This is a genomic window from Actinoplanes sp. NPDC023714, assembly GCF_040639855.1.
Taxonomy (GTDB): domain Bacteria; phylum Actinomycetota; class Actinomycetes; order Mycobacteriales; family Micromonosporaceae; genus Actinoplanes.
This window is the reverse complement of the sequence record NZ_JBFAAR010000006.1, coordinates 89777-115041: the sequence shown is the minus strand read 5'-3', so window position 1 is coordinate 115041 and position 25265 is coordinate 89777. Positions and strand designations below refer to the sequence as shown.

Below are 25265 nucleotides of genomic sequence, written 5' to 3'. Positions count from 1 at the left end.
GATCGTGACCATTTTCGAGAAGGCCACCCGGGAGAAGTTCCGCTACCCGTCGACCAAGGGCCTGCTGACCACCGAACAGCTGTGGGAGCTTCCGCTGACCGCCAAGTCCGGCTTCAGCCTCGACGACGTGGCCAAGGCCGTGAACGCCGAGCTCAAGGCCGTCGACACCGAGTCGTTCGTGGCCACCGAGACCAACCCGGCCAAGGCGACCCTGGAGGCCAAGCTGGACGTGGTCAAGCGGGTCATCGCCGTGCGCCTCGCGGAGGACCTGGCCGCGAAGGCGGCGGCGGCCAAGAAGCTGGAGAAGGAGAAGCTGCTGGCGGTTCTGGGCCGCAAGCAGGACGCGGTCCTGGAGAACCTGACCGAGGAGGAGCTGCTGGCCCGGATCAATGACCTGTGATCCGTGGTGACGCCCACAGGAGCAGTGCGGGGCCGGCCAGCACGAGCAGGACGCCACCGCCGGTGAGGGCGATGGTGGAGAGCGAGGCCGGCGTCCCGTACGCATAAGCGCACCCGATGAAGACCCCGGGTGGTGGTGGAGCCAGATATCGCAATTGCACGATGGGATCGGCGACTTTTTCCAGGACGAAGAGCCCGGGTACGAGGGAAAGCACACCGCCGCCGATGAGCGCCGCGGTCCTCGCCCACCCGCCCGGGGCTCGGGTCACGGTCAGCACCGTCAGCGCGGCCGCCGCCAGGAGGGTGAGGGTCGCCGGCATCGTGGGGTGGAGCAGCTCGGCGAGGTCGTCGGCCGAATAGATCGGATAGAGGCCGATCAGGATCGCCGGAATCGCGACAAAGGTGATGAGCAGGGACCGGTGCCAGGGACGCAGCCCGGGCCGCCGGGGCAGTGCCGACACCGCCAGGGTCGCGCAGATCAGGGCGCCGCAGTGCAGTGCCGCCGCGATCTGGGCCAGCCGCAACCGGCTGGTCCAGAAGTCGGTGGTCTGCTCGTCCGCGACCGGGCAGCCGTTCTGGCCATTGGCCGCCGGATCCGGGTAGGGCAGCCAGGCCGCGGCGAGATCGGCGAGAGCCGCGGCGGCGAGCAGCAGGCCGAAGAGGCGCAGCGCGCGGTGCCGGCCGCTCAACGCCGCGCCGGCGGACAGAGCCAGCATCGCGACGGCCTCAGCCCCGTACTGGACCTTCGACGAGTCCAGGCCGGCCCCGGCCGCGGAGACGACGGCGGCCGCCGCGAACACGACGATCGCCGGGGTCAGTGGGTTCACGAGTGAGGATTCTGCACGAGGCAGGCGGCCCGGAAGCAGCAACCCGCGAAATCCCGAAGCCGGGCGGCGCGCGTCGTGCCGCCCGGCTCAGGCGCGTCGAACGCGATCGCGGCGCCGGGCCGTGTCGTGTTCGGCATCAAGGACGACCAGGCCATCGACCTCGCGATCGCGCCCGTCTGATCCATCGCCGGTCGGGGCGGCCTCAGCGCCGCCCCAGCCGGTGCGGGCTCATCCCTGCGAGGTGAGACCTGCGACGCGCGGGCCGTGGAGACTGACGGCGTCACAGCGGGTCGCTCCGGCGCCGGCGGAAGGATTCGGATCATGCACGTCCCACCGCGCGCCAGTTCCTCGCTCCGAGGGCCGGGGCGCGAGGCTTCCTCATGACCACCGCGGAACGTGCCGATGTCTGCGTCGTCGGTGCGGGACCGGCCGGGGTCGTCGCCGCCCTCCGTGCGGCCCGGCTGGGTGCCCGGACGGCGCTGATCACCCGTGACGCGGTGGGCGGGATGGCGGCAACCGACGGCCCGGTCCCCGTGCGCGTCCTCGCGCAGGCCGCCCGGCTGCGGCGCGAGGCACGTCACTTGAGCCGCTACGGCATCGACGTCGGCGACACCGCCCTGGACTACGGCCGCCTGCTCACCCGGGTGCGCGAGGTGGTCGAGGACGTGGCCGAGCACTCGGTCATGCGTACCGAACTGCAGGACGCCGGCGTGATCCTGCACGCGAACGCGGGGACCGCCCGATTCACCGGCCCGCACACCATCGAGGCCGAGCACGGCATCCGCGTGCAGGCGGACAAGGTCATCATCTGTGCGGGCGGCACTCATCGGCCCCTGCCGGTACCGGGTGCGGACCTGGCGGGCTCCCATCGCGACGCCTGGAATCTGACCACCGTGCCCGAGTCGCTCCTGGTGATCGGCGCCGGGGCCACCGGCGCACAGGTCGCCTCGGTCTTCACCGAGCTGGGCTCCCGGGTGATGCTGTTCGAGGCCGGCCCGCGGATCCTCGCGACCGAGGACGAGGACGTCTCCCGCGTCATGGCCGCCTCATTCCGGGCGTCGGGCATGGACGTCCGCCAGGACTTCGGCCGGATCGACCGGTTCGAGAAGGCGCCCGCCGGCGTACGAATGATCTTCACGAAGGAGGGCACGGCCGACGGCGTCGAGGCGACCATGGCGGTCGTCGCGATCGGCTGGCTGGCCGACACCGCGGGATTGAACCTGGCCGCGGCCGGCGTGGCCACCGACGGCCGCGGCTACGTACAGGTCGACGAGCACCTGCGCACCACGGCCCCCCACGTGTTCGCCGCCGGAGACATCACCGGACGGCTCATGCTGGTGCCGCAGGCGGTGCAGGACGGCTACCTCGCGGCAACCAACGCGGTCCTGGACCACGAGGCCACGCTCACCCCACCGGCGTCGCCGATCGGCAGCTTCACCGACCCCGAGTACGCCCAGGTCGGCCTCACCGAGGCGCAAGCCCGCCAGGACCATGACGTGGTGGTCGCCATGGTGCCGTTCTCGGTGGCCGCACGGCCGATCATCGACGGACGCCCCACCGGCTTCTGCAAGCTCGTCGTCGACCGTGGCACCCACCGGATCCTCGGCTGCCACGTCGTCGGCGAACGGGCGGTCGAGATCGTCCAGGTCGGCGCCGTCGCCGTGGCCGCCGCGATGCCGGTGGAGCAGCTCGTCCGGATCCCGCTCTCGTTCCCGACATACAGCAACGTTTTGGGCAGAGCCGCTGTCGACGCCGCCCGCCGGCTCGATGTGCCCGGGTTCTGGGACGAATAGCGAGCGCGGCTGCCGGTCACGGTCCTGGTCGATCGCTGCCCTGCCGTCGTCGTCCGAAGCTCCCGGCCAGCGCCTCCCAGAACCGTGACCGGCAGCCGCTGAGCAGCTCGCCGGTGCGGTGGCTCTATCCGGCCGGCGTCTCGTTCAAGCCCAGACCACGCAGGACGTCATCGCGGTTCGCGTCCCCGCGCAGTGCGGTCAAGGATTTCAAGCGGCCCAGCAGAGTCGTGGAAGACGCGGGGCACTTCAAGTCCTGAATCGCTGACAAGGTCCTCTCGTAACGCTGGATGCGGCTTTCCAGGTCCGTACCACTCGGCAGGCTCGCATTCTTGAGCGCCACCTGCGCGTTCACCTGGGCTTGCGTGGGCGGGCAGCGACCGGGAACGTTCACCCCGGTCGGGCCCACGCGGTCGGCTGTCGCGTTCGGATCGCCCGGGCTGAAACCCAGCGCCGGCACCAGAGCGCTGATGTCACCGGAGCCGGCTCCGGCGTTCCCCGTCGCTCCACCCGCGGCCGCGTCACCGGATCCGGCGGCTCTATCCGCCGGCGTTTCGTTCAACCCCAGACCACGCAGGACGTCATCGCGGTTCGCATTCCCACGCAGCGCGGTCAAGGATTTCAAGCGACCCAGCAGAGTCGTGGAAGACGCGGGGCACTTCAAGTCCTGAATCGCCGACAAGGTCTTCTCGTAACGCTGGATGCGGCTCTCCAGGTCCGTACCACTCGGCAGGCTCGCATTCTTGAGCGCCACCTGCGCGTTCACCTGCGCTTGCGTGGGCGGGCAGCGACCGGGAACGTTCACCCCGGTCGGGCCCACGCGGTCGGCCGTCGCGTTCGGATCGCCCGGGCTGAAACCCAGCGCCGGCACCAGAGCGTTGATGTTACCGACGTTGCCCTGTTCGGCGGCCTGGCTCATGCCCGTGCCGACCGCGAGCGCCGAGCCGAGCAGCGCTGCGGCGGCGCCTCCGATCGCCAGCTTGCGCGTCCGGCTACTGACTCCGCGTCGATACATGCACGGCCCCTCTTCGTCTCGGTACTGCTTGTGCCGAGATGTACGAGCAGTGATGTGGCAGCAGTTCATGACGCTGAGCAAGCGATCCTTAAAGTTTCTTTAACGCTCCCGAAGCAGTAGCCGACCGGCGTGAGATTGCTGAGATCGGCCCGCGCATCCATGTCCACCGGCTCGGTAGCTGCGCGACCGGCCGCTTACGCCGAGCCGGCCTCGAGCAACGCGGTCATGGCGTCGTTCTCGGCGGTCTGCTCGTTGACGACGTGCTTGGCCAAGTCGCGGATGTAGGCGTTGCCGTCCGGCAGCTCGAGAACCGACCGGGACATCGCGATGGCGCCCCGATGGTGCTCGATCATCAGCCGCAGGAAGACCCCGGGCGCCGCCGCCGCGTCCGCACGGTCCAGATCCGCCAGCTGAGCGGCGGTCAGCATGCTGTGCTCCGCCGCGTCCGGCGCCGAGGCCGCGGGCGCCGAGGCCGGCGGCCGGCCCCACGCGGTCAGCCACCCGTCGATCTGGTCCATCTCCCGCTGCTGATCATGTTCGATGAACTCAGCGATCAGGCGGATCCGCTCCGGCGCCCCGCCCTTCGCTAGCAGGGCTCTGCTCATCCGCACCGCCTGCTCGTGGTGCGTCACCATCATTCGGGCGAAGTGCTCGTCGGCGCTGTTCGGCGTCCCCGCGGCCGCGGGCGCGGCGGCGGGGCGGGCGGCGGACGCGCCGGCATCGGCGCCGGTGTCCGCTCCGGCGTCGCGGAGCTGGAACACGGCCACCCCGGTGACCGCCAGGGTCAGGAGAGCGGCAAGGCGGCGGATCATCGCGGGACTCCTTTCCGAATGCGCCGGCGCGGCCCTCGTCACCGAGGACCGCGCCGGCCGCTGCTCAGTTCTGCTCAGTTCTGCTCAGTTCTGCGAACCCGACGGCGCGAGCCCCTCGGGCTCCTGCTCCGGCGCGGGCTCCGGATTGCCGTTCTGCCCGGTGCGGCCGTCCGGCGTCAGCGGGTTCATCGCGCTGAAGTCACGAGGCACCAGATCGAAGCCCTGCCAGTGCATGGGCATCGGGCTCTGGTCCTCGTCGCGCGGCACGTGGTGGAACCCGACCCGTACCCACATCACCGGGTCGGTGAGCTTCTGCTTGTCCTTGACGAAGTCGAGGACGGTACGGACGTCCGCCGGGCACTCCGGGTCGGCGTCGTTGTCGCTGGCCCACTTCTCGCACAGGTTCTTCTCGGAGAACGTGACGTCCGGCTTCGTCTCCGGGTGGCCCTGGTAACGGTCGTTGCCGCCGGTGACCAGCTCGTACGAGCGCGGGTGCCCATCGGTGTTCTTGCTCTTCCGGCTGACCATCCGCCACCAGCGCTGGTCCACCTTGTTGAACGTGCCCTCCGAGGTGATGTCGGTCTTGGTGGTCTTCAGCTTGGCGGTCATGTCGCCGCGGCCGTCGAGCGCGGTGTCGTACTGCTGCACCCGCTCACCGCCCTGTCCACCGATATTGAAGTCCACCCGCCAGAACGCGTTGTGGTAGTGCATCGCCGCCTTGTACGCGTCGTCCTTGCCGACCGGCCAGCCGCGCGCGGTGTCCGACTCGTAGCCGGGCGCCAGGTCGCCGGTCGCGCCGAGACGGGCCGAGATCTCGCCGTCGTCGGAGAAGCGGTACTCGGTGACGTACTCGTACCAGGAAAGCTTGCTGATGGTGCGCAGCACCAGGTCGTGGCCCTGCTTGGAGTAGAGGGTGCCGGCCTCCGGCCCGTTCTCGCCCCAGTTCTCCTCGCGGGCCCGGTACGCCAGGCCGGCCGGCTCGGCGCTGACGCAGAGCACCGGGCGCTGGGCCGGCTCGGCGGAACCGTCCGAGCCGAGACGCGCCGACCCGCCCTTGCAGTCGTCGCCGTCCAGCGTCTCCAGCGACCAGCCGCCCATGCCGATGTCGGTGAGGTCGTCGAACTCCATGTCACCGGTGTCGTACGGCACGTGCAGCTGGGCCAGCCGGATCGAGTCCAGCACCTGGACCTGCTCCGGCTGGCGCGGGGTCGAGACGGAGACCTGGGTGAGCACCAGCCCGGCCATCTCGTGGATGCGCCAGCAGAGCTGCCACGTCGTACCGTTGGGCAGGGTCTCCTTCACCGTCGAGGCGCCGCTGCAGTTGGGAGCGGCAGCGGCCGCCTGGGCCGCCGCCGGAACGGAGGCGCCCAGCGCCGCCGCGGTCAGCAGCGCCACGGCGCCGGCCATCTTTCGGTACGTCATGCTGCCGGAGCCCCCGCTCACTTGAGGCGGGCGACCGTGCGCCCGGAAAGGTCGATGATGAACTCGCCGACGCTGAGGAACTGCCCGTCATCGGTCGACACGATCAGCTGCACGCAGCGGCTCTTGCCGCACTGCCGGTTACCCTCGTCGGCGGGCTTGGCCGTGTAGGAGTGCGCGGTGGGCACCAGGCCCTCGGTCCCGGTCAGCTGCTTGCCGGTGGCAGCGCGGTAGGCCTCGCCGATCCGGCTGCCGGCCGGGTCCGCGAGCAGCAGCTCGAGAGCGGTCCGGGTCTCCTGCTCGGACGCCGGCGGCTGCATGCCCGCGGCCGAGAACGACCGGACGAGCTTGCCGGCCGTCAGGTCGACCACCTGCTTGACCAGCTTCTCCGACTTGTAGTCGTAGAAGTACAGCTCCGCCTCCCGGCCGGCGGCCTCGGCGTCCACCTCGGCCGACAGGTACTCCGGACCCGCCTTGCCGGTCACATCCTGCGCGTTCGCCGCGAGCTCGGGGGTCAGCGCGATGGCGCGGGCCTTCGCGACCTCGGTGCTGGTGAGCGCGTCGTCCCCTCGCCCGGTGGCGGCCTCGGGAGCAGGCCGCGGATCGGTCACCGACACCTGCTCCGACGTGACCGTGGGCGTCGGCGCCGACGGCGCGGCGTTCGCCTGCCACGACGCGAGCCCGAAAGCCGTCACCGCCGAAGCCGTCGCCACACCGAGGCCCCAGCCCCATCTCTTGTGATGAACCACGTTCCACCTTTCTCCACCCGTCGCAAATCCACAGAGGACCCTACGGAGAAAAAGTTAGATTCCCGTGAAGAAAAAGAAGACAAATATCAATCCAGCGAAAGGCCGTCAACAAAGACGCAGGTCACCACGATCATCGGACCCCAGAGATTTCCCGAGCCGACAAGCCGCAGCTCAGTCCCGCCCCGGCAGCAGAGGACCCGAGCCAAAAAAGGGCATCCCCAAATCGTGCCAACAGTTCGCGGAAGCCGTACCCGAAGGGTTGGAAACAGCGAGGCGGGGAGCCGATGCGGGCACCTTCACCGCGACCACTCACGTGTAAGGAGTTCGGCAGGAGGGGCGCGAATACGATCGTTTCACGGGCTCACCCCGCACACTGTCGTCCCCGAACGGCTATGACGTGCCGCCCGAACCACCGACCGCAGACGTGTGCTGGCGCGCGATTCATCAACCGATAAACTCGACGCGTGGTCGGAGGAGGTCGAGTGTCGGAACCACACGCCGCCTCCTTCGGGCTTGACGATTTCGGCCTGGACGACCGCCTCCGGCTCTTCTCCTACGTCAACGCGGAGAACCGCCTCGGCTACCTCTGGGTTCTGCGGGCCTTCGAGTCCGCCCGCAACTCCTACCACGTCGTCCTGCACACCTCCGAGGTCCAGGAAGCGCTACAGGCCCTCGGCCAGGACCCGACGACGATGGACCTGCCGCGGCTCCTCGACGCCCTCGTCGACTGGGGTGTCCTCGACCGCGGCCAGGACGGCACCCGGGCGGCCACCCTCGCCGAATACCGCAACCGCCACTCGGTCTACCAGTTCACCGAGGCCGGCTACCGCGCCCACCGCGCGGTGGAGAGTGTCCTGACCGCCGGGATCGACGACAGTACCCTGTCCCGGCTCGTCTTCGCCGACCTCCTGGCCGACCTCCAGGCGCTGAAGACCGCCAATGAGGACGGTGACGCCGAGGAGGTCTACCGCAAACTCAACCGCCTCGACCGGGCGCTGGCCGACGTCGCGGAACGTGCCGCGCGGTTCTACCACATGCTCGGTGACCTGGGCCGCACCCACGACGTACGCCCGGAGGTCTTCCTCACCCACAAGGACGCCCTGCTCGCGCACCTGCGCGACTTCCACGACGAGTTGCAGCGGTACACGCCGCGGCTGCGTGAGGCCGTCCACGAGGTCGAGGCGACCGGCCTGGACCGGCTGATCGAGGCCGCGGCGGAGGCCGACGAACGGCTTTTCTCAACGCCCGCAGAACGCGAGAGTGACTGGCGGAGGCGCTGGGAGGGGCTGCGGTCCTGGCTGGCCCCCGCCACCGACCGCCCCAGCGAGGCGGAACGGCTCGGCAGCGCGACCATGGCCGCGATCGGCGATGTCCTGGCCCTGCTGCGCCGGGTCACCGAGGCCCGGCGCGGTGGTGTCAGCCGGGAGTCGCAGCTGCGGCACCTGGCCGCCTGGTTCACCGGCGCCGGTTCCGACGAGGCCGCCCACGCCATCTTCGACGTGGTGTTCGGGCTCGGCGCGCCCCGCCACGTCGGTGTCGCGTACGCCGATCCCGACGCCGTCGCGAGCAGGCTGTCCTGGTGGGAGGCACCGGCCGTCGAGCTGTCGCGTTCCCTGGTCCAGAGCGGTCGCATGCCGGGACAGGGCAACGGCCGCATCGCGCGAGTCGACCGCTCGGAGAATTCCCGCCGGGCGCTGCGCGAGAAGCAGCTGGCCGAGGAACAGCGGCAGGCGCAGGCGGCGGCGAGCTTGATCGACGCGACGGTGCTGACCGAGGCGCAGGCCGCGGTGCTGCGAAGACTGCTCGACATCACCCTCAGCGCCCGTAACGGCGATCGCACGATCGCGGCTGCCGCGTTCGGCGTGCGGCTGACCTTGACCCGCCGGCCCGGCCGTTTCACCACGGTCCGTACCGAGTCCGGGAACCTGCACCTCGACGGCTACGAGCTATCCGTCACCACGGCCGATCACACCAGGATCAGAGCCGCCGCATGAGATTCGCCGCCGACGTCTCCGATCTGGAGCTGGCCGACTACCAGCGTGCCGTCCGCCTGCTCATCAGGAACCCGCTGATCACCGCGACATGGCCGGACGAGAAGGCGCTGCCCCGGGTCCGCCGGTTCTCCGCCGAGCTGCGCCGCGACCTGGCGGAGGCGTTCGGGTACCGCCTCGAGCTGCACGGCGCGACCGCCCGCCTGGTCCGCACCACCGGACGCCTCGAACCCGACCGTCCCGCCGTGTCGAGGACCGGCCGCCCGTTCGACCGGCACCGCTACGCCTACCTGTCGCTGTGCCTGGCCGCCCTGGGCCGCGCCGGCATCCAGATCACCCTGAGCGAGCTGGCCGAGTCGGTCGCCGCCGACGCCGGCCGGATCACCGGGCTGGGCCTGGACCCGGACGTCGGCGCGGACCGGCGCGCCTTCGTCGACGCGGTCGCCTGGCTGGAGGAACGCGGGGTGCTGCGCCTCGCCGACGGTTCCAGCGCCGCCTGGGCCAGTGATCCCGGCGCCGGTGAGGCGCTCTACGACGTCGCTCGCGACGCGGTGTTCGCGCTGTTCCGGCCGCCGCGGGTGCTGCAACACATCGATTCGGTGACCGCCCTGCTGGAACGCTCGATGACCAGCAGCGGCAACGCCGAACGCCGGGCCGCGGCGCAGGCCGCCCGCCGGGCCGTGCTGGAGCAGCCGGTCATCTACTTCGACGACGTGAGCGCCGAACTCGGCAACCATCTGCGCGGGCAGGCCCTGCCTGCCGACCTGTACCGGCTGACCGGGCTGCGCCTGGAACGCCGCGCCGAGGGGGTGCTGCTGGTCGACACGAACGGCTGGTCGGCGGAACGGTTCCCGGGCACCGGCTCGGTGGCGCAGGCCGCGATCCTGCTGGCCGTGGCGATCGCCGACCGGGTCGCCGACCCGGACGGCCGCAAGGCCCGCCGGATGCCGGCGCCCGACCCGCGCGAGCAGCAGGCGAAGCTGATCGGGCAGATCGACGCGGGCCTGCCGTCGAGCATCGAACTCATCGAGGACGAGGCCGCCGACGACGATCCCGGTGCCGGCGAGACCGGCACCGAACAGCGCCTGCCGTTCATCACCGACAGCTTCCTGCGGGAGGCCACGGCCGAGATCCTGCAACAGTTCGGGACCGCGTTCGGCGCCGCCTGGCACACCGACCCGGACCGGCTGCGCACCGAGGCGATCGGTTTGCTCGTACGATTCGGTGCGGTCATCCCCGTGCCCGGCGGTGTCCTGGCCCGCCCGCTGATCGGCCGCTACCGCGGCACGACAGCCCAGGTGAAACAGCGAACCCTTTTCTAGAAGGACCGTCCTTGGCCCGCTTCGCACCCACCCGCGCCGGCATCATCAACCTCTGGGACTACCGCGACGAGGAGTTCCTGTTCGTCGACGGCTGGCTGGTGCTGCGCGGCCCGAACGGCTCCGGCAAGACCAAGGCCCTCGAGGTGCTGTTCCCGTTCGTGCTCGACGGGCGTATCGAGCCGCGCCGGCTCAACCCGTTCGCCGGCGAGGACCGCACCATGAAGTCGAACCTGCTCTACCGCGGGCAGGACTCGTCGTACGCGTACGTGTGGATGGAGTTCGGCGACGGCGAACGGCACGTGACGATCGGCATCGGCCTGCGCGCGCACCGGCACAACGACCGGGTGACCCGCTGGCACTTCGTCGCCGACGGCCGGGTCGGTGTGGACCTGTCGCTGCTCGACGCCGACGACCGGCCGGTGTCGCGCCGCGACCTGATCGACCGGCTCGGCGCGGAGTCGGTCCGCGACTCCACCGAGGAGTACCGGCACCTGGTCGACGCGAAGCTGTTCGGCCTTGGACCGGCCCGCTACGAACAACTGCTCGACCTGGTGCTGACGCTGCGCAAGCCACAGCTGGCGAAGGATCTCAACCCGGTGGAACTGTCCCGCACCCTCCAGCGAGGGCTGCGCCCGGTCGAGGACCATCTGCTGGTCGAGGCGGCCCGCTCGTTCGACGACATGGAGGCGGTGGCCCGCACCCTCGAAGGGTTGATCGCCGCCGATGCCGCGACCACCGCGTTCCTCGCCGTCTACGCGACCTACCTGCGTACCCATGCCCGAGCCGCCGCCGACGCACTCACCTCGCGCCGCGACAGCATCGGCGAACGCCGGGCGATGCTCGCCGCCGCCAGGCGGGAAGCGGCCGAGGCCGCGCGACAGGCCGTCGAGATGGCCGAACAACTGCGGGCGGTCGAGGGCGAGCCGGGCCGGTTGCGGGCGCACCTGGAACGGTTGAAGGGCTCGGCCGCCTACCGATCCCACGAACAGCTCGCCGACCTGGAACGCCACGTCGCCGACCTGGCGAAAGCCGCCACGGCCGCGGAGGTCCTGGTCACGTCCGAGCAGCAGACCGCGCGGCGCCGGCAGGACGAGTCGGTGAAGGCGGCCGCCACCGCCCAGGACGCGCACGCGAAAACCGGCCGGGTCGTCGCCGACCTCGCATCCGAAGCGGAGATCGGCGGCCTGACCTGGTCTTCCACCGACGCCCGCGAGGACGGCCTGGTCACCCGCCTGGCCGCCCGGTCCGAGGCGCGCCGCGACGACGTCCGGGCCGTTCGCGAGCTCGCCGCACGCCTCACCGACGCCGAACGCGAGCATGTCCGGGCCGCTGAGGCCGATCGGGACGCGCGGGCCGCGGCCGACGACGCCGCGCTGGCCGAGCAGGAGGCCGCCGAGATGGTCGAGACCGCCAAAGAACAAACCGCTTCAAGGGTACGGGCGTGGGGCGCCGAGAACGCACCGCTGCTCGGCGAATTGGGAGTCCCCGAACTACCGGAGATCCTGGCCGGCGCCGTCGCCGGGCATGCGTTGCGAGACCTCTTCACCGAGCAGGTCGCCACGCCGGTCGCCACGATCCGCGACGAACTCGCCGCCCTCGGCGCCCGCGAGGACCGGCTGACCGGCGAACGCGATGAGGTGATCGCCGAACGCGCCGCGATCGCCGCCGAACACGACGACGCTCCACCGCCGTCACCGACGCGCCCGGCCGCGCGGACCGGCCGGGCCGGCGCTCCCCTCTGGCAGCTGGTCCGCTTCGCCGACCACCTCTCCGGCACCGAGGCCGCCGGGATCGAGGCCGCCCTGCACGCCGCCGGCCTGCTCGACGCCTGGGTGACCCCGACCGGCGACGACACCAGTGACCACGACGCCTTCCTGCGTGCCCTCAGCCCGGCCGGCGGCGCCACGCTCGCCGACGTGCTGATCCCCGAGGACCAGGACCTGGTCGGCGCCGACCGGATCACCGCCGTTCTGCACGGCATCGGGCTCGGCGACCTCGGCGGCGCCTCCGGCATCAGCGGCGACGGACGCTGGGCACAGGGCTCCGCGACCGGCCGTTTCACCAAGCAGCAGCCCGAATACATCGGCGCGACCGCCCGCGCGGCCCGGCGCGCCGCCCGCATCGCCGACTGCGATCGGCGCATCGCCGCCCGGCAGACCGACATCGATCAGGTAGCGGCGGCCCGCCGGACCCACCGGGACACCCTGGCCGAGGTGGACCGGGCGGGCGCGGCGCTGCCGCCGCGCACCGCGATCACCGAGGCCGAGCGGGCCTGGGACCGGGCGGCAAGCCTTTCCCGGGTACGGCGGGAGCAGGCCCACGAGGCCGCCGGCCGTCTCGATGCGGCCGTCGCGCAGCAGGCGTCGGCCGGCGCCCAGCTGCGACGGGCGGTCGCCGAACGGTCCCTGCCGGTCGACCGTCTCGACGTCGTCGCGACGGCCCTGGATCGGTTCGAGCGGCTCGGCGTCGAACTGCGGCACGCCTACGAGCGGGCCGGGACCGCGTCGACGCAGGCCGAACAGGCCGCCGACCGGCACGCCGAAGCCGAGGAACGCGCCGAGGCCGCCGAGCGGGCCGCCCGTGACGCGCGGCTGCGGCACGGCGAGAAGGACGAGGAGCTGCGGACGCTGTCGGCCGCGATCGGCACCGAGGCCGCCCAGGTCCTCGCCGACGTCGCGCGGACCGAACAGGACGTCATCGCCGCCGAAGCCGCCCTGTCCACGGCGCGCAAGGCCGACACCGACGCCCAGAAACACCAGGCCGGCGCTGATGCGCGCGTCCAGCTCGGCGACCGCTCCGTTGAGGAGGCGGTTGCCGAGGCGCGCCGGGAAGCAGTGCGGCTCCGCCCGTACGCTCAAAAAGATCTCTTGGGTCTGATGCGCTGCCCGCCGCACCTGCGGTGGCCCGTCACCGAGGTCGCGGAAAGCGACCTGGACCCTGCCGTCGTAGCGCTGCACGAGGCCATCCTCGGCGCCACCCGCGAGCTGAGCCCGACCGAGACGTCGCTGAAGCAGTCCGCCACCCGCCTCACCAGCGCCCTCGCCGACCTGCAGGCCCAACTCCCGGCCGCCGGTCTCGACCACCGGCCGGAATGGGACACCGACGAAGGCGTCATCGTGGTCCGCGTCGCCGACGAGCAGGGCCTCACACCGGTCGCGAACTTCGCCGAACGCATCGCCGGTGAACGCCGTGACCAGGAACAACTGCTCACCGACGCGGAACAGCGGGTCTTCGAGGACGCGCTGCTCGGACAGCTCGCCGGGCAGATCCACCGCCGGACGATCGAGGCCCGCGACCTGGTCAGCGCGATGGACACCCAGATGCGCGCCCGCCGAATGTCCTCGGGCCTCACCGTCGGGGTCGGCTGGCGCCTCTCCGACGACCTCGACCCGGAGCAGCGCGAAGTCTGCAAGCTGCTCGAACGTGACCCGGCCCGGCTCGGCCCCACACAGCTCACCACGCTGCGCCGGCACTTCGCCGCCCGGATCAAGACGGCGCGGGCGCAAGCACCGGAAAAGCCCTACCGCGAACTGCTCGCCGAGGTGCTCGACTACCGGCAGTGGCGGGTCTTCGCGTTCACCCTGCACCGCCCCGGCGGCGTCAGCGAACCACTCACCAGGGCCCGGCACAGCCAGCTCTCCGGCGGCGAGCAGTCGGTGTCGCTGCACCTGCCGCTGTTCGCGGCGGCGAACGCACTGTTCGGCTCGGCGCGGCCGGACGCGCCCCGGCTGCTCGGCCTCGACGAGGCGTTCGCCGGCGTCGACGACAACGGCCGCGGCGAACTGATGTCGCTCGCCAAACAGTTCGACCTGGACCTGTTCATGACCGGCTACGACCTGTGGGCGACACATCCGGCGGTGACCGGGTGCGCGCACTACGACCTTTCCCACTCCACCGTGGAACATGCGGTGTCGGCGATGCTGCTGGTCTGGGACGGCGCCGCGAACGTGGCCGATTTCGACGGCACCCTCGCCCGGGCGCTCGGCTCACCGGAGACCCGCCGTGCCCTCGCCTGAATCCCCCGTGTCCTCGCCTGACTCCCCCGGCTTTTCGCTTGAGTCCCCCGGCTGGGTGCGGCTGCTCGCCGCGGCTCGGCGCAGTCTCGAACGCACCGGCGGCGACCTGGGCGGATCGGTGTCGCTTGCTGCCCCGGACGAGGCCGAACGGCTGGTCGTGATCGGGGTGACCGGGGTGTACCGGCCGGCCGGGGTGAGCCGGGTGAGCGTACGGCTTGCCGATCTGGACCAGTTCCTGCGCGAGGCACACGGTGTGGGTCTGACGGAGGCCGTCGGGCCGTTCCGGGACCGGCCCGGTGACCGCGCCCGCGAGGCTGTCGGCCGCGACGCCGTGGTTTCGCTGGCCGCTGATTGCCGTCACGCCGGCGAGGCCTGGTTCGCGTCCTGGCTGGACTCGCTTCCACTGACGCGGATCGTCCGGTCCGGCCTGCCCTTCCCCGATGTGATCTCCGTGCTGGACGCGTTGCCGGCCGACGACGAGCCGATGCCGGTGTTCGCCGAACGGGTACTGGGCGACACGAAAGCCCTGGTCGACGGGCCGGTGCGCGGGCTGGTACTGCGTGCTGTCGCGGCCTGGCACGAGGTGGGAGTCCCGGAACGCGCCGAACAGGAACGGGCCCTGTGGGAGCTGGCCGGGGTGGTGCCGGACGACCTGGCCAGCCAGGTACTCGTCCTGAACCTGCCCGCGGCGGGTGGGCTGCTCGGCTCGTGGCTGACGTCAGCCGCCGCGGCGCACGTTCCGCTGCGGGTGACATTGCATCAGCTGCGGCTCGAGCCGTTGTCTTTTTTCGCACTATCGGACGTCTACGTGTGTGAGAACCCCGCCGTGCTGCGGGCGGCCGCGGGCCGGGCCACCGCGCCGCTGATCTGCACCGAAGGGGTGCCGTCAGCGGCGGTGCACGTGCTACTCAGCGCGCTGCCGCCATCGACCGTCATCCGCTGGCGCAACGACTTCGACTGGACCGGGGTCCGGTTGACAGGAGCGGCGCTGGCCCGCTATCCCGGGGCAGTGCCGTGGCGGATGGGGATGGCCGATTACGCGGCGGCGCAGGGCGGGATCGCGCTGGCAGGGACGCCTGCTGTGACGGGGTGGGATGCAGGGCTGGCGGAGGCGATGGCTGCGTCGGGGCGCGCGGTCATGGAGGAACGGCTGCTCGAGGGGTTGCTTGCTGACCTGCTTCGGGCGGCACCTTGATCATGGCCGAGTCGTTCGGCGACCTCGTGCACGCCGAAGCCGGCGTCGAACAGTGTCGACGCGGGTCAGGTGCCGGATCTGATGCGGCTTGATCGGCCGCACCCCGGCAGCCTCCGCGAGCTTGTTGAACCTGTCGGTGAGATTGTCCGGCCGCAGCAGTCGGCCGGTGCGCCCGGTGAACAGGTACCGCGACGCCGCTCCACGGCTCGCCGCCACCTCGCTCAACATGTCCAAGGTGAGCGGGTCAAGGATCAGGGTGCGTTTGCCGTTGTGCGACTTCGGCGGTTTCACCCTGAGCCGGCTGCCCGGATCCTCGACAACGATCTGCCGACGGACCCTCAGTGTGCCCTGCACCGGCTCCAGATCTCCGCGCCGCAGCCCGCACAACTCGCCGCGCCGCAAGCCTGTCACCAGCAGCAGCCGCAAAACATCGGGAACAACCGATCCCCGGCGACGTAGTCACCGAATCGCTGCGCTTCTGTCAACGTCCAGACCGGCCCGCTCTTCGTCGGTCTCCCGAGGCTTGCGGACGCCGAGCGTGATGCCGAGTTGTTCGGCGAACGCTTTAGCCAGCACGAGATCCAAGGTGCGGATGGTGGTGCGGGAGTAACCGCCGGTCTCCAATTCGCCGTAGGCGCGCTCCACCATCCGGGCGCTGAGCCGCGAGGCCCGAGTCCGGCCGATGTACGGGTAGATGAGGCTGAACAGCCAGGCGTAGTTGTAGCGCGTGTTCGGGCTTTAGCTCCTGCTTCCGAGACAGCAGCCACCCATCACAGATCGTCTGCGCGGTATCACTCTGCCGCGGCCGGGCCGGACGTGTATCCCGCTGCCGGCACAGCTGGTCATACACCTTCTTCGCGGCCTTCGCCGTGGCGAACCCGGAACGCCGCGCCTGCATTTGGACTCCGTTGCTGTCATGACCGAGCTCGAGCCTGAACCCGAACAACCCGGTCACCGTGCCCCACGAGATGATCATGGAAGGACTACCGGCATTCACTGATGCCACTCGATCGGGGTACGCATCCGGAGCTGCCGGCAGGCTCGTCGATGACGGCCGACACCAGCCGTCTCCGTAGGGCGGGCATTGCCGTCAGCTCATGAAACAGACTGTCCGCATCCATGCGGGCGTTTCAGCGAGGTGGACATCAGCACGGCGAGCAAGCTGCCCCAGCCCTGCATCCAGTCGGTGATCTTCGGAGCCTCAGCGGCGAGCACGAGCACAGCGCGAGGGTATCGATACACCGCCACTGTCTACTGTTGGCGGTGAACTCACGGCTTCGGTAGTCTGGTCGGCACGCTCGCCTGCTCGGGGTGAAGTCGCTGGAACTTGGCGACCGGGCACACCTTCCCGCCCGAACCCGACAGCTAACCTCGCAAGTGTGCCGAAAAGGAGAGACGAAGCTTAGCAGTCGCCACCCGTGAAGAAGGCCAAGACGAGTGCTAACTCGCCCTTCCTCACTGGCAACGCACTGAGCCCTGACCCGGCCAGGCGGCTGCATTATGAGGCGCACCTTGGGTCAGGGACGGGGGAACCATATCCGCAGCGAGTTCGCATCTGCATGTCCATATGCGGTTGTGACTCGTCGTGTGAGCGTCGATTTCTTCGACGAATGGATCCCGCCGTGCCCTGGATCGTTGCCCTCGTTCTCGTGCCCGTCCTCGCCTGGGGGATGTGGCTTCTCTTCTGTTACGCGATCACCAAGGCCCACGGTGTCGAGGCGCTGAAGGCTGCTCCACCCATCGCGAAGGCTTTCCCCGTTGTCGAGTGGATCTCCGGCTTGAAGGCTGTCGGCCCTTGGGTGATGGAAATTCTCGGCCGAGGCGGACCGCCTCCTCCTCCCCCTCCAGCCGTTAGTCCTCCGCCACCCCCGGTGTAGACATCGTGGGACCGTCGGAACTTCCGTCTAGACATCGTGGGATGGAGGTTAGGCCAGGTCACGCGATCCTCTTACGTTCGCTGCGTTCCACCCCAACGACGCAATGGAGGACGCCATGACCGACCAGCCGACCACCCCCGCGACCGAAGCTGCCGCCACCCCGGAGGTTCCGGCCACCGAGGCGAAGCCGAAGACCACCCGCCGCGCTCCGGCGAAGAAGGCCCCGGCCAAGAAGGAATTCGCGCCGAAGGTGACCGAGTCCGGCCGCCTGGACCACTCGGACTGCGGGCACGAACGGACGGCGAAGGGCCGGTCGGCCTGCCGGGCCGAGTATGCCAAGACCAACAAGCAGGGCTGACCACACCCACCGATCACCCGATGAACGGCTCTGCCGCCCGAGGCAACTGACGACCAGGTCCGCGCGCACGTCCGGCACCTCTTGCAAGCCAGGAAGGGCTCAAATGACGGGTACGCCGTGCTGCTGATCAACGAGTGCCACAGCGCCGCCGAACTACCCGCCTCATTGTCCAACTTCCTCCAAGCGATCGACGCCCACCTACGTCCGGCGTCGACGGCCGACGCGGAATCCACGGCGGCGCCGGAAAGCTGAGATGCCGGTGGAACTCGACGACACCCGCAAGGCAATCCTCGCCGCATCTGGGCACCTGCTGATCCAGGGCGGTCCCGGTTGCGGCAAGACCACCATCGCCCTGCTCAAGGCCGCCGAGGTCATGAACACACTGGAGCCCGAGCAGCGAGTTCTCTTCCTCAGCTTCTCCCGGGCCGCGGTGCGCCAGATCTCCGATCGGATGCGCGGCACCCTCACCCCGAGCATCCGCGACCGGCTCGAGGTCCGTACCTTCCATTCGTTTTTCCTCGAACTCGTCCGAGCGCACGGACCACTACTGAACGGCAGCCCCTCGTCGTTCATCGCGCCGGACGGGGAGCGGCAGCTCAAAGCGGACTTCACCGGCGACTGGGCCCTCGAAACCGAACGCCTGGCCCGAGACGAAGGCCGATACGTCTTCGACCGTCTCGCCCCGACCGCGGCCACTCTGTTGACCACGATCCCGGCCGTACGCACGCTCTACTGCGACACGTATCCGCTGGTCATCGTCGACGAATTCCAAGACACCAACGAAGACCAATGGCGCGCAGTACGAGCCTTGAGTGAGACGTCGACGATCATCTGCCTGGCAGATCCGGACCAGCGAATCTACGAAGGCTTCGTACCCGGCGTCGACGAACATCGCATCGAGCAAGCCATCGAGCAACTGGCACCCGAACAGTTCGAACTGTCCGGAGACAACCACCGCAGCCCTGGAGGAGGACTCCTGGACTACGCCAACGCGGTCTTGCGCAACGACCCCAACCAGCCAATCCCCCCGAGCGTGAAGACCAGGTCATACCAATTCCCTGTCAACGTCGAGCAGTGGACGCACACGGCTATCGTCGCGGTACGCGCATTCCTCGAGCAGCGGCTCGGCCGAACGCCGACGATCGCGGTACTTGCCGCCTCCAGCGCCCTGGTCGCTCGAGTCTCTGAGCGGATCTCCATCGATCAGCCACATCTCACCAAGGCGAACGCCATGCTGCACGCAATCGACCACGAGCTGCACTGGGATGCGGCCCTATCGGCCGCCGCCGGCTACGTCGTCGCGTCGATCATGGAGTGGCCCAGCCTGACCAAGATCGAAGCCCTAGCCGGCACTCTGACCGCCATCACCGACTTCTACCGGATCAAGCTCGCCGACGGCACCAACGGGGCACGCGCCACCATCACCACCATCGAAAAGGCCATCGCCGCGATACGAGACGGCAAGGCTCCCCGCTCCAACGCCGCGAAGGTGCTTCTCGCCGACTTTGACTCGCCCCCGGAATTCTCCGGTGACCCCGTCAGCGATTGGCAGATCGCCCGCAAGCGGCTACACAGCGCCACCGAGCTTAAAGAGATCTTCAGCAAGGCCCGGCTCCTACGGCTGTTCAAGGCGACCGACGCGCTTGCCTGGACGTTGATGGACGTCTGGAACGGCCGCAACGCCTACCCGGGCGCCGCGCTCGCCGTCCGACGGGTCCTGGCCAACGAGACATTGGAAGCTGCACAGGCCGACCCCGTGCCGGTCAGCTTGATGAACATGCACAAGTCCAAGGGCAAAGAGTTCGACGCTGTCATCATCACCGAGGGTCAGTACAAAGATCAACTACTCGACACCGCCTGGGAGGCCGTTCGAGTAGAGCGAGCTCGGCGGGTTCTGCGAGTCGCGATCACCCGTGCGCGCTTCCTGGTGGTCTTCGTACGCCCGGTCGGCGCCAACTCGCTGATCGGCTGAAATGGCCCAAGTCCAGAGGCATCGTGGCTGTTGCGGCTCGGTTGTACAGGCTCAGATGCGCCGCGTGAACTGCCCAACGCCGGTAGATCAGCCTGCTGAGGGCTCATCGGAGTATTGCTAGTTCAGCCACCGCCCGGCTTGTCAGACCATTGGTAGCCGGGCCGGCCCCGGCACCTCCTGCGGGTGAACTCGCCAAGCCATATGTCGAGCCGCCGAGTCTGGTCCGTGTTGGCTCGATACAGTCTGAAGCGGCGGCTCGGAGCCGGCCGCCCGCTGCACAGCGACATCCGATGCCCGGACATCGATGCCCGCAGTTCAAGGGTGGTGCCCGTGGCTCTGTCTATGCCGAAGCTAGTCTCCATGCCGATTGACCTCAGCAAGCCGCGGCGTGGTCCGGGACGTACGCCGTGCCTGGAAGGTCAACCATGAGAGGGACGAACCCGAGTCGCTGGAAGTACCGTCGGGACATCACGAAGGAGCCGAGCGCCCTCGCCCGCCGGGGAATTCCGCAGCGCGGCGAGTTACTGAAGCAGCCGATCAGCCAGCAAGTTCTGCAAGCCACCCTGCTCGAGATCTTCGCCCATGCCCGCCGGAACCACCCGTGGAACCCGACTGGCCGGACGTTGACCGAGCTGTTCGACTGCTACGGATCATGGATCTCGCCGCAGCCGGATCGCATCATCATGGGCTCGACCCTGGCTCCGCGGATGGCCAGCTACCTGTTGCCCTACGTTAGCGAGCGGCGCGGCTGGCTGGAGTGCCGAGGCATCCCCGGATTGCGATTCCATGGCCTCACCCGCCATGGGTACGAGTTGCTGCATCTTCCCACTGACACCATCATCGAGATTCGTGACCGCCGTCGTGCGACCATCCAGCTGCTCGAGTTCGAGGTTCGGGACAACCGTGACGCCAAGGGATTCGAGCCGGTCTGGCGTACCAGCGGCCTCACCGAACTCGAAGACCGATGGGGCAACCTCTGGTTACCTACCTCGCACACCGGCCTCTACAGCGCGTTCTTCCCGCTTCTGCCCGTGCTCGATAGCCAGAGCGGCCGTGACGCCGTTTTCGTCCCTGCCCCGGCTGAAGCGGCACGGGCCCACCTGAGCTGGTGCGGCACGATCACACCGGCCGAAGCGGTGGCCTACCTGAACGACCTGGACGTCGACGTGTACGGCGGGCCGCTAACCATCACCTCGCAGGCCCCTGGGTTCGCGATCGCGAGCGCCGGCGGCATCAGCATCGAGCTGCACCAGCGCGCGGCCTGCATCGAATGCCAAAGCTCCGATTCAAAGTGGGAAGGCCGACCCTCTGCACTTGAGGAGGAACACCGACAAGCGGCGTAAGAAGGCAGGGGCTACCTGCCGGTAGCCGCAGCGCGGATACCGGCAGGCACCACCACTACCTCGTCGGTCGCTGGCGGCCTGGACTTGCTCGCACCAGCGGTCACGCTGGGAGACCTACATGTAGTAGGCGTAGCGAGTGGCGATACGGGCTCCCTCGGGGTCTGTAAAGAGAACGGCTCTGGCGCATATTCGGTGACCGCATCCGAATAGCCGTGCGTCTACGCCTTGCCACCGGCGGCTGGCCTACTCCGAGAAGACCAATCGACCTAAAGTTGACGTCGGCGTTCGCGCCTGGCCACGAACGGCTTCACGCAGTCACCGCCGCCAGCGACATGGCGATCATGGACCCGAATCTAAGCCGAAGGCGGCAGACGTTCCGCCCGGAAGCACCGAGACGGTGCGCAGTCCGGGATCGGTTACACCTGCGAGGTACTTCGGGACGGCTCACGCCCGGCCGGCCACTGCGAATGTTGTCGAGAAACTTGAGCCCTACAGAGCGTAGTTAACGATCCAGGCAGCGGTGTTGTTACGGCCCAGGCTAGGCGACTTACGTTACTGGCGGTGACGGCAAGATCGGCGTACATTGCTCGTCAGTTCGATCACCTGTACGAGTAACTTGCCAGCGCCAGATGAGGACGGCCGTGTACGAAGTTGACTTCCTTCCGGTGGAGAACGAGAACCAGGACGGCGGCAAAAGCGGCGACGCCATTACGGTCCGGTTCACCGTCGAGTCCACGCAGCGCCTCGCCGTCGTGGTGATCGACGGGGGCCGCGGCTACACCAGTGAAGACCTCGCCGGCCACGTGGAGAAGCACTATCAGACCCGCCAGGTCGATCTGATGATCTCTACGCACCCTGACGCCGATCATCTGGACGGCCTGGCCGGGGCGATCGATCTGCTCGATGTGCGACAGCTGATGATCCACCAGCCCGGCCTGCACCGCCAGGACATCGCCGACTTCTCCAACCTGGAGTCGCTGGAGAAGTTACTCGCGACCGCCCGCGCCAATCGGGTGTCGCTGGTCGAGCCGTTCGCCGGCACCTCCCGGTTCGACGGTCAGCTGACCGTCCTGGGACCGACGCGGTCATACTACGAGACCTTGTTGGACCAGCAGCTGCGGGAAGCCCGGTCTGCGGCGCTGTCGGTCGCCGCCCGAGAGTCGGTGCGGCAGACGGGCGTCAACCTGCTCGAGCATTCGGCCGCGTCCCTGCCGACGGAGACGTTGAGCGACGATGGGGAGACCAGTCCCCGCAACAACTCTTCGGTGATCACGCTGTTGACCGTGGACGGCGAACGGATGTTGTTCACCGGCGACGCCGGCATCCCGGCTTTGGAGGCGGCCGCCGCCCGGTACGAAGACCTGCACGGGTCATTTCAGCTACAGCCGCTGAGGTTTCTGCAGGCCCCGCACCACGGCAGCCGCCGCAATCTCGGCCCAACCGTTCTCGATCGGCTAATCGGGCCGCCGTCGGCGCCGCATCCTGGCACCCGGACCGCGATGATCAGTTCGGCGAAGGCGGCGCCGAAACATCCGTCGCCGAAGGTCGTCAACGCGTTGATCCGCCGGGGGTGCGTGGTCGTGGCGACCGAGGGCGGCACCATCTGTCATCACAGTCCTGACGCCCCGTCCCGGGCTGGTTGGTACCCCGTCACCCCGCTGCCGGCGCTGGTGGAGACCGGCGATGACGATTGACCGCCGTGGGCGCCGCGCGAGGCGGGCATGACCCTGCTGCAACTGGTCACCGACCGGTACACCCGGACGGCGCGGTTCCTGCCCGCTGTGCTTGTCGTGGCCCCGGTGTTCGTCTTGACGGTCACCGCCATTCCGGTCGCGGTCGGCATCGCCAGTAAGGTGTCCGCGGTCGCGGCGTTTTGCCTGCCGGTGCTCGTGTCGCAGGCAGTCCGCGACCGCGGGCTGCGCGTCGAACCGGGACTGTTCCGCGCCTGGGGAGGGCGCCCCTCCGAACTCTTGCTGCGCTGGCGAGACGCGCCAGCGCCGGCCGTGGTGGCCCGGCGGCACCGCCTCGTGCTTACACATCTCGGTATCGATCTCCCCGACGCCGCCGGTGAGCATGCCGACCCGGTCGAGGCCGACGCGCTATACGCAGTCGCTACCGCGGCGCTGCGGGAACGCACCCGCGATCGAGCCCGGTTCCCGCTGGTCTTCGAAGAAGTCGTCGCCTATGGCCTGCGACGCAACGGGTACGCGTGCCGCGTACCGGGAATGATTGTCTGCGGGCTGGCCATCCTGGTTACTCTCGCTCTCGCCTACTGGGCGATCGTGCCGCTGGGCTGGAAGCAACAGACCGGGCTGATCCTCTTCGATCTGGTCTGTGCGGCGACATGGCAGTGGTGGTTCACGCAGGGTTCGATACGTCGAGCCGCCGAGAAGTATGCCGAGCAGCTGTTCGTGTCGCTGGAGACACTCGGTAACGCGGCCGCCGTGCCCTCGTCCGACGAGCCCTGACGAGTCCGGCGCTCCGGACTCGACGGTCGATTGGAGAAAGTGTCAGACCCGTTCGGCAAGATGACCGGGTGGCAAGTATCCATCTGTTCAATGGCCGCGAGTTACCGGCGGACCTTGGCACCAACCACAAGCAGGTCGTGGACGCCCTGAACGGCTGGGACGACGACGACTTCCTGGCGCGCACCGACGCGGACCTCATTACCGAGCTCGTCGCGGTCGGCGCGGTCGAGTGCCCGGAGCTTCACCGCGAGCAGTGGTACATGGAGGAGAAGCCGATCGAGACCGAACGCATCGTGGTCGATGCATTTCGGGAACGAGTACGCCAACGAGTCATCCGGTACACCGTCCGAATCCCGTTCAGCGGTCACCCTGCCCCCTTCACCATGAAGGCGAGCCAATACTTCACGTCGCCGCTGGAGGGCAAGGTCGACGAAAAGGCCAGCGAGTTGGTGATCGTCTGGGAGGGCACGCACCCCCAACCGGACGAGATCAGACAGTGGTTCCAAAGGTTGATCGATCGCATCGAGCAAGCTCTGGGCTTTGCCCGCGCTGACATCAATGCCCACAACGGCAACCTGCTCAACCAGGTCCCGCAATGGGTCGCCCAGCGACGGGCGCGCCTGCTCGCGGCGCGGCAGGTCCATGCAGACATCGGCATTCCAATCCGCCGGCGAGCCGACGCTGACGTCCACACCGTGCCTGTACGGCGGCGCCGGCTCGTCACACGTACGCCACCGCCGAACCAGAGCAACACGAAACCGTTCGAACCCGAGCCAACGCTCGAAGAAGCTAGCTACGAGGACGCACTCGCGGTGTTGCGAAACGCCCGCAACGCGTTCGAACGCAGTCCATCGCTGACCGAGAAGCTCGGTGAAGAACTGATCCGCGACCTGCTGCTGATCCTTCTGAACGCCCAGTTCGAGGGAAAGGCAGGGGGCGAGCTCTTCAACTGCGGCGGCAAGACCGACATCCTGATCCGCGAGAAGGATGCCAACGTCTTCATTGGCGAGTGCAAGATCTTCGGCCCGAAGGATGGACCCGGCAAGATCACGGACACGATCGATCAACTCTTAGGCTACCTGACCTGGCGCGACACCAAGGCCGCATTGTTGCTCTTCATCCGGGATCGCGACGTCACCAACGTGATCAGTAAGGCCATCACCGCGTTCGAGGACCACCCGAACTTCAAGCGACGCGGCACGACCCACCCGGATGAGCGATACGACTTCGTCATCCACGCAAATGGTGACACGGCCCGCGAGATGCGTATCGCCTTCTTGCCATTCCTCGTCGGCGGTGCCCGGTAGATCGACACGCCAGAGCCGCCGATGTTTCTCGCCTCACGAGTTAGCGGTGCCGACCAATGGCTCGGTGCCGCTTCGCGACTGGCAGAAACCGTCGAGCTGGCCCATTCGTCCGCGACGACACGCGACGGCGGGCGGAACCGAGCGACGATGCTCACGTCCTCAACGTGCCTCGAGACCAAGTTGCTGCGGAGCCCCATACAGCCTCGGCTGACTGAGCTGCCGACCGTACAGATGCCATCCGAGCAGCGTCAGAAGTTTGTCCTGATTCCTACAACTATGATCCCTGATTGGCACGCCCAAGATCGCATGCGACTAGGAGCCACTCCCCCACCCTTCCCCGCCGGGAAGAACCAATCGGCAACGATCCCATGCAAGGCGAGGCCTGGCTCATGAGCCAGACACCGA

The 25265-nt window shown here is 68.9% G+C and carries 21 protein-coding genes and 1 riboswitch; of the genes, 13 read left to right on the top strand and 8 right to left on the bottom strand.

What is annotated here, in order from left to right; genetic code table 11:
• Positions 1-4 precede the first annotated feature (4 nt).
• On the top strand, positions 5-400 hold the full coding sequence (locus AB0G10_RS26115) for a hypothetical protein (RefSeq protein ID WP_360926808.1): 396 nt from the start codon (positions 5-7) through the stop codon (positions 398-400).
• Here AB0G10_RS26115 and AB0G10_RS26110 read toward each other — a convergent pair.
• On the bottom strand, positions 387-1226 hold the full coding sequence (locus AB0G10_RS26110) for a hypothetical protein (protein ID WP_360926805.1): 840 nt from the start codon (positions 1224-1226) through the stop codon (positions 387-389). The genes AB0G10_RS26115 and AB0G10_RS26110 overlap by 14 nt on opposite strands.
• 380 nt (positions 1227-1606) lie before the next feature.
• On the opposite strand from AB0G10_RS26110, the gene AB0G10_RS26105 reads away from it, so the two are divergent.
• Positions 1607-3019 (top strand): NAD(P)/FAD-dependent oxidoreductase, encoded by a 1413-nt coding sequence (locus AB0G10_RS26105; RefSeq protein WP_360926802.1) that lies wholly within the window; start codon positions 1607-1609, stop codon positions 3017-3019.
• A gap of 124 nt (positions 3020-3143) precedes the next feature.
• On the opposite strand, the gene AB0G10_RS26100 is transcribed toward AB0G10_RS26105, so the two are convergent.
• From AB0G10_RS26100 to AB0G10_RS26085, 4 genes are all read right to left on the bottom strand, one after another.
• On the bottom strand, positions 3144-4031 hold the full coding sequence (locus tag AB0G10_RS26100; protein WP_360926799.1) for a hypothetical protein: 888 nt from the start codon (positions 4029-4031) through the stop codon (positions 3144-3146).
• Positions 4032-4225: 194 nt separating this feature from the next.
• On the bottom strand, positions 4226-4843 hold the full coding sequence (locus AB0G10_RS26095) for a DUF305 domain-containing protein (RefSeq protein ID WP_360926796.1): 618 nt from the start codon (positions 4841-4843) through the stop codon (positions 4226-4228).
• An 84-nt stretch (positions 4844-4927) separates the two neighbouring features.
• Positions 4928-6265 carry a primary-amine oxidase gene (locus AB0G10_RS26090; protein WP_360926793.1) on the bottom strand — a complete coding sequence of 446 codons (1338 nt, stop codon included), beginning with the start codon at positions 6263-6265 and terminating at the stop codon, positions 4928-4930.
• Between the two features lie 17 nt (positions 6266-6282).
• Positions 6283-7011, bottom strand: a complete 729-nt coding sequence (locus AB0G10_RS26085; protein WP_360926790.1) for a hypothetical protein — start codon at positions 7009-7011, stop codon at positions 6283-6285.
• 482 nt (positions 7012-7493) lie between these two features.
• Between AB0G10_RS26085 and AB0G10_RS26080 the strand changes: the two genes are divergently transcribed.
• Genes AB0G10_RS26080 through AB0G10_RS26065 form a run of 4 tightly spaced genes read left to right on the top strand, consistent with a single transcriptional unit; the run spans position 7494 to position 15535 of the window.
• The gene (locus AB0G10_RS26080; RefSeq protein WP_360926787.1) at positions 7494-9005 is read left to right on the top strand and encodes a TIGR02677 family protein; all 1512 of its coding nucleotides are present in this window, start codon (positions 7494-7496) and stop codon (positions 9003-9005) included.
• The gene (locus tag AB0G10_RS26075) at positions 9002-10324 is read left to right on the top strand and encodes a TIGR02678 family protein (protein ID WP_360926784.1); all 1323 of its coding nucleotides are present in this window, start codon (positions 9002-9004) and stop codon (positions 10322-10324) included. The genes AB0G10_RS26080 and AB0G10_RS26075 overlap by 4 nt, the downstream gene beginning before the upstream one ends.
• An 11-nt stretch (positions 10325-10335) precedes the next feature.
• Positions 10336-14340, top strand: a complete 4005-nt coding sequence (locus AB0G10_RS26070; protein WP_360926781.1) for a TIGR02680 family protein — start codon at positions 10336-10338, stop codon at positions 14338-14340.
• A gap of 55 nt (positions 14341-14395) precedes the next feature.
• Entirely contained in the window at positions 14396-15535 is a 1140-nt protein-coding gene (locus AB0G10_RS26065; RefSeq protein WP_360926778.1) for a TIGR02679 family protein, read from the top strand.
• On the opposite strand, the gene AB0G10_RS26060 is transcribed toward AB0G10_RS26065, so the two are convergent.
• The 3 genes from AB0G10_RS26060 to AB0G10_RS26050 all read right to left on the bottom strand — a co-directional run bounded on the left by AB0G10_RS26060 (position 15536) and on the right by AB0G10_RS26050 (position 16756).
• The gene (locus AB0G10_RS26060; protein ID WP_360926774.1) at positions 15536-15961 is read right to left on the bottom strand and encodes a tyrosine-type recombinase/integrase; all 426 of its coding nucleotides are present in this window, start codon (positions 15959-15961) and stop codon (positions 15536-15538) included.
• A gap of 33 nt (positions 15962-15994) precedes the next feature.
• Positions 15995-16183, bottom strand: a complete 189-nt coding sequence (locus tag AB0G10_RS26055) for a hypothetical protein (RefSeq protein WP_360926771.1) — start codon at positions 16181-16183, stop codon at positions 15995-15997.
• A gap of 447 nt (positions 16184-16630) precedes the next feature.
• Positions 16631-16756, bottom strand: a complete 126-nt coding sequence (locus tag AB0G10_RS26050) for a hypothetical protein (protein ID WP_360926769.1) — start codon at positions 16754-16756, stop codon at positions 16631-16633.
• 14 nt (positions 16757-16770) lie between these two features.
• A riboswitch (cyclic di-AMP (ydaO/yuaA leader) is annotated at positions 16771-16930 on the top strand.
• Positions 16931-17527: 597 nt separating this feature from the next.
• On the opposite strand from AB0G10_RS26050, the gene AB0G10_RS26045 reads away from it, so the two are divergent.
• From AB0G10_RS26045 to AB0G10_RS26015, 7 genes are all read left to right on the top strand, one after another.
• Positions 17528-17770 carry a hypothetical protein gene (locus tag AB0G10_RS26045; protein WP_360926767.1) on the top strand — a complete coding sequence of 81 codons (243 nt, stop codon included), beginning with the start codon at positions 17528-17530 and terminating at the stop codon, positions 17768-17770.
• Positions 17771-17887: 117 nt separating this feature from the next.
• Positions 17888-18022 carry a hypothetical protein gene (locus AB0G10_RS26040; protein ID WP_360926764.1) on the top strand — a complete coding sequence of 45 codons (135 nt, stop codon included), beginning with the start codon at positions 17888-17890 and terminating at the stop codon, positions 18020-18022.
• A 7-nt stretch (positions 18023-18029) separates the two neighbouring features.
• Positions 18030-19742, top strand: coding sequence for a UvrD-helicase domain-containing protein (locus AB0G10_RS26035; protein WP_360926761.1), 1713 nt, complete (start codon positions 18030-18032; stop codon positions 19740-19742).
• A gap of 425 nt (positions 19743-20167) precedes the next feature.
• Positions 20168-21085: a hypothetical protein gene (locus AB0G10_RS26030; protein WP_360926758.1), complete on the top strand. Its 918-nt coding sequence runs from the start codon at positions 20168-20170 to the stop codon at positions 21083-21085.
• Positions 21086-21726: 641 nt separating this feature from the next.
• Positions 21727-22779 (top strand): hypothetical protein, encoded by a 1053-nt coding sequence (locus AB0G10_RS26025; RefSeq protein ID WP_360926755.1) that lies wholly within the window; start codon positions 21727-21729, stop codon positions 22777-22779.
• A gap of 27 nt (positions 22780-22806) precedes the next feature.
• On the top strand, positions 22807-23553 hold the full coding sequence (locus tag AB0G10_RS26020; protein WP_360926752.1) for a hypothetical protein: 747 nt from the start codon (positions 22807-22809) through the stop codon (positions 23551-23553).
• 68 nt (positions 23554-23621) lie between these two features.
• The gene (locus AB0G10_RS26015) at positions 23622-24860 is read left to right on the top strand and encodes a hypothetical protein (RefSeq protein WP_360926749.1); all 1239 of its coding nucleotides are present in this window, start codon (positions 23622-23624) and stop codon (positions 24858-24860) included.
• The last annotated feature ends 405 nt before the right edge of the window (positions 24861-25265 follow it).

Excerpts from the sequence above, each read along its gene's own strand:
- AB0G10_RS26105 (WP_360926802.1), top strand. The coding sequence starts at position 1,607 with ATGACCACCGCGGAACGTGCCGATGTCTGCGTCGTCGGTGCGGGACCG.
- AB0G10_RS26100 (WP_360926799.1), bottom strand. The coding sequence starts at position 4,031 with ATGTATCGACGCGGAGTCAGTAGCCGGACGCGCAAGCTGGCGATCGGA.
- AB0G10_RS26095 (WP_360926796.1), bottom strand. The coding sequence starts at position 4,843 with ATGATCCGCCGCCTTGCCGCTCTCCTGACCCTGGCGGTCACCGGGGTG.
- AB0G10_RS26090 (WP_360926793.1), bottom strand. The coding sequence starts at position 6,265 with ATGACGTACCGAAAGATGGCCGGCGCCGTGGCGCTGCTGACCGCGGCG.
- AB0G10_RS26075 (WP_360926784.1), top strand. The coding sequence starts at position 9,002 with ATGAGATTCGCCGCCGACGTCTCCGATCTGGAGCTGGCCGACTACCAG.
- AB0G10_RS26055 (WP_360926771.1), bottom strand. The coding sequence starts at position 16,183 with ATGGTGGAGCGCGCCTACGGCGAATTGGAGACCGGCGGTTACTCCCGC.
- AB0G10_RS26045 (WP_360926767.1), top strand. The coding sequence starts at position 17,528 with ATGACCGACCAGCCGACCACCCCCGCGACCGAAGCTGCCGCCACCCCG.
- AB0G10_RS26030 (WP_360926758.1), top strand. The coding sequence starts at position 20,168 with ATGAGAGGGACGAACCCGAGTCGCTGGAAGTACCGTCGGGACATCACG.
- AB0G10_RS26020 (WP_360926752.1), top strand. The coding sequence starts at position 22,807 with ATGACCCTGCTGCAACTGGTCACCGACCGGTACACCCGGACGGCGCGG.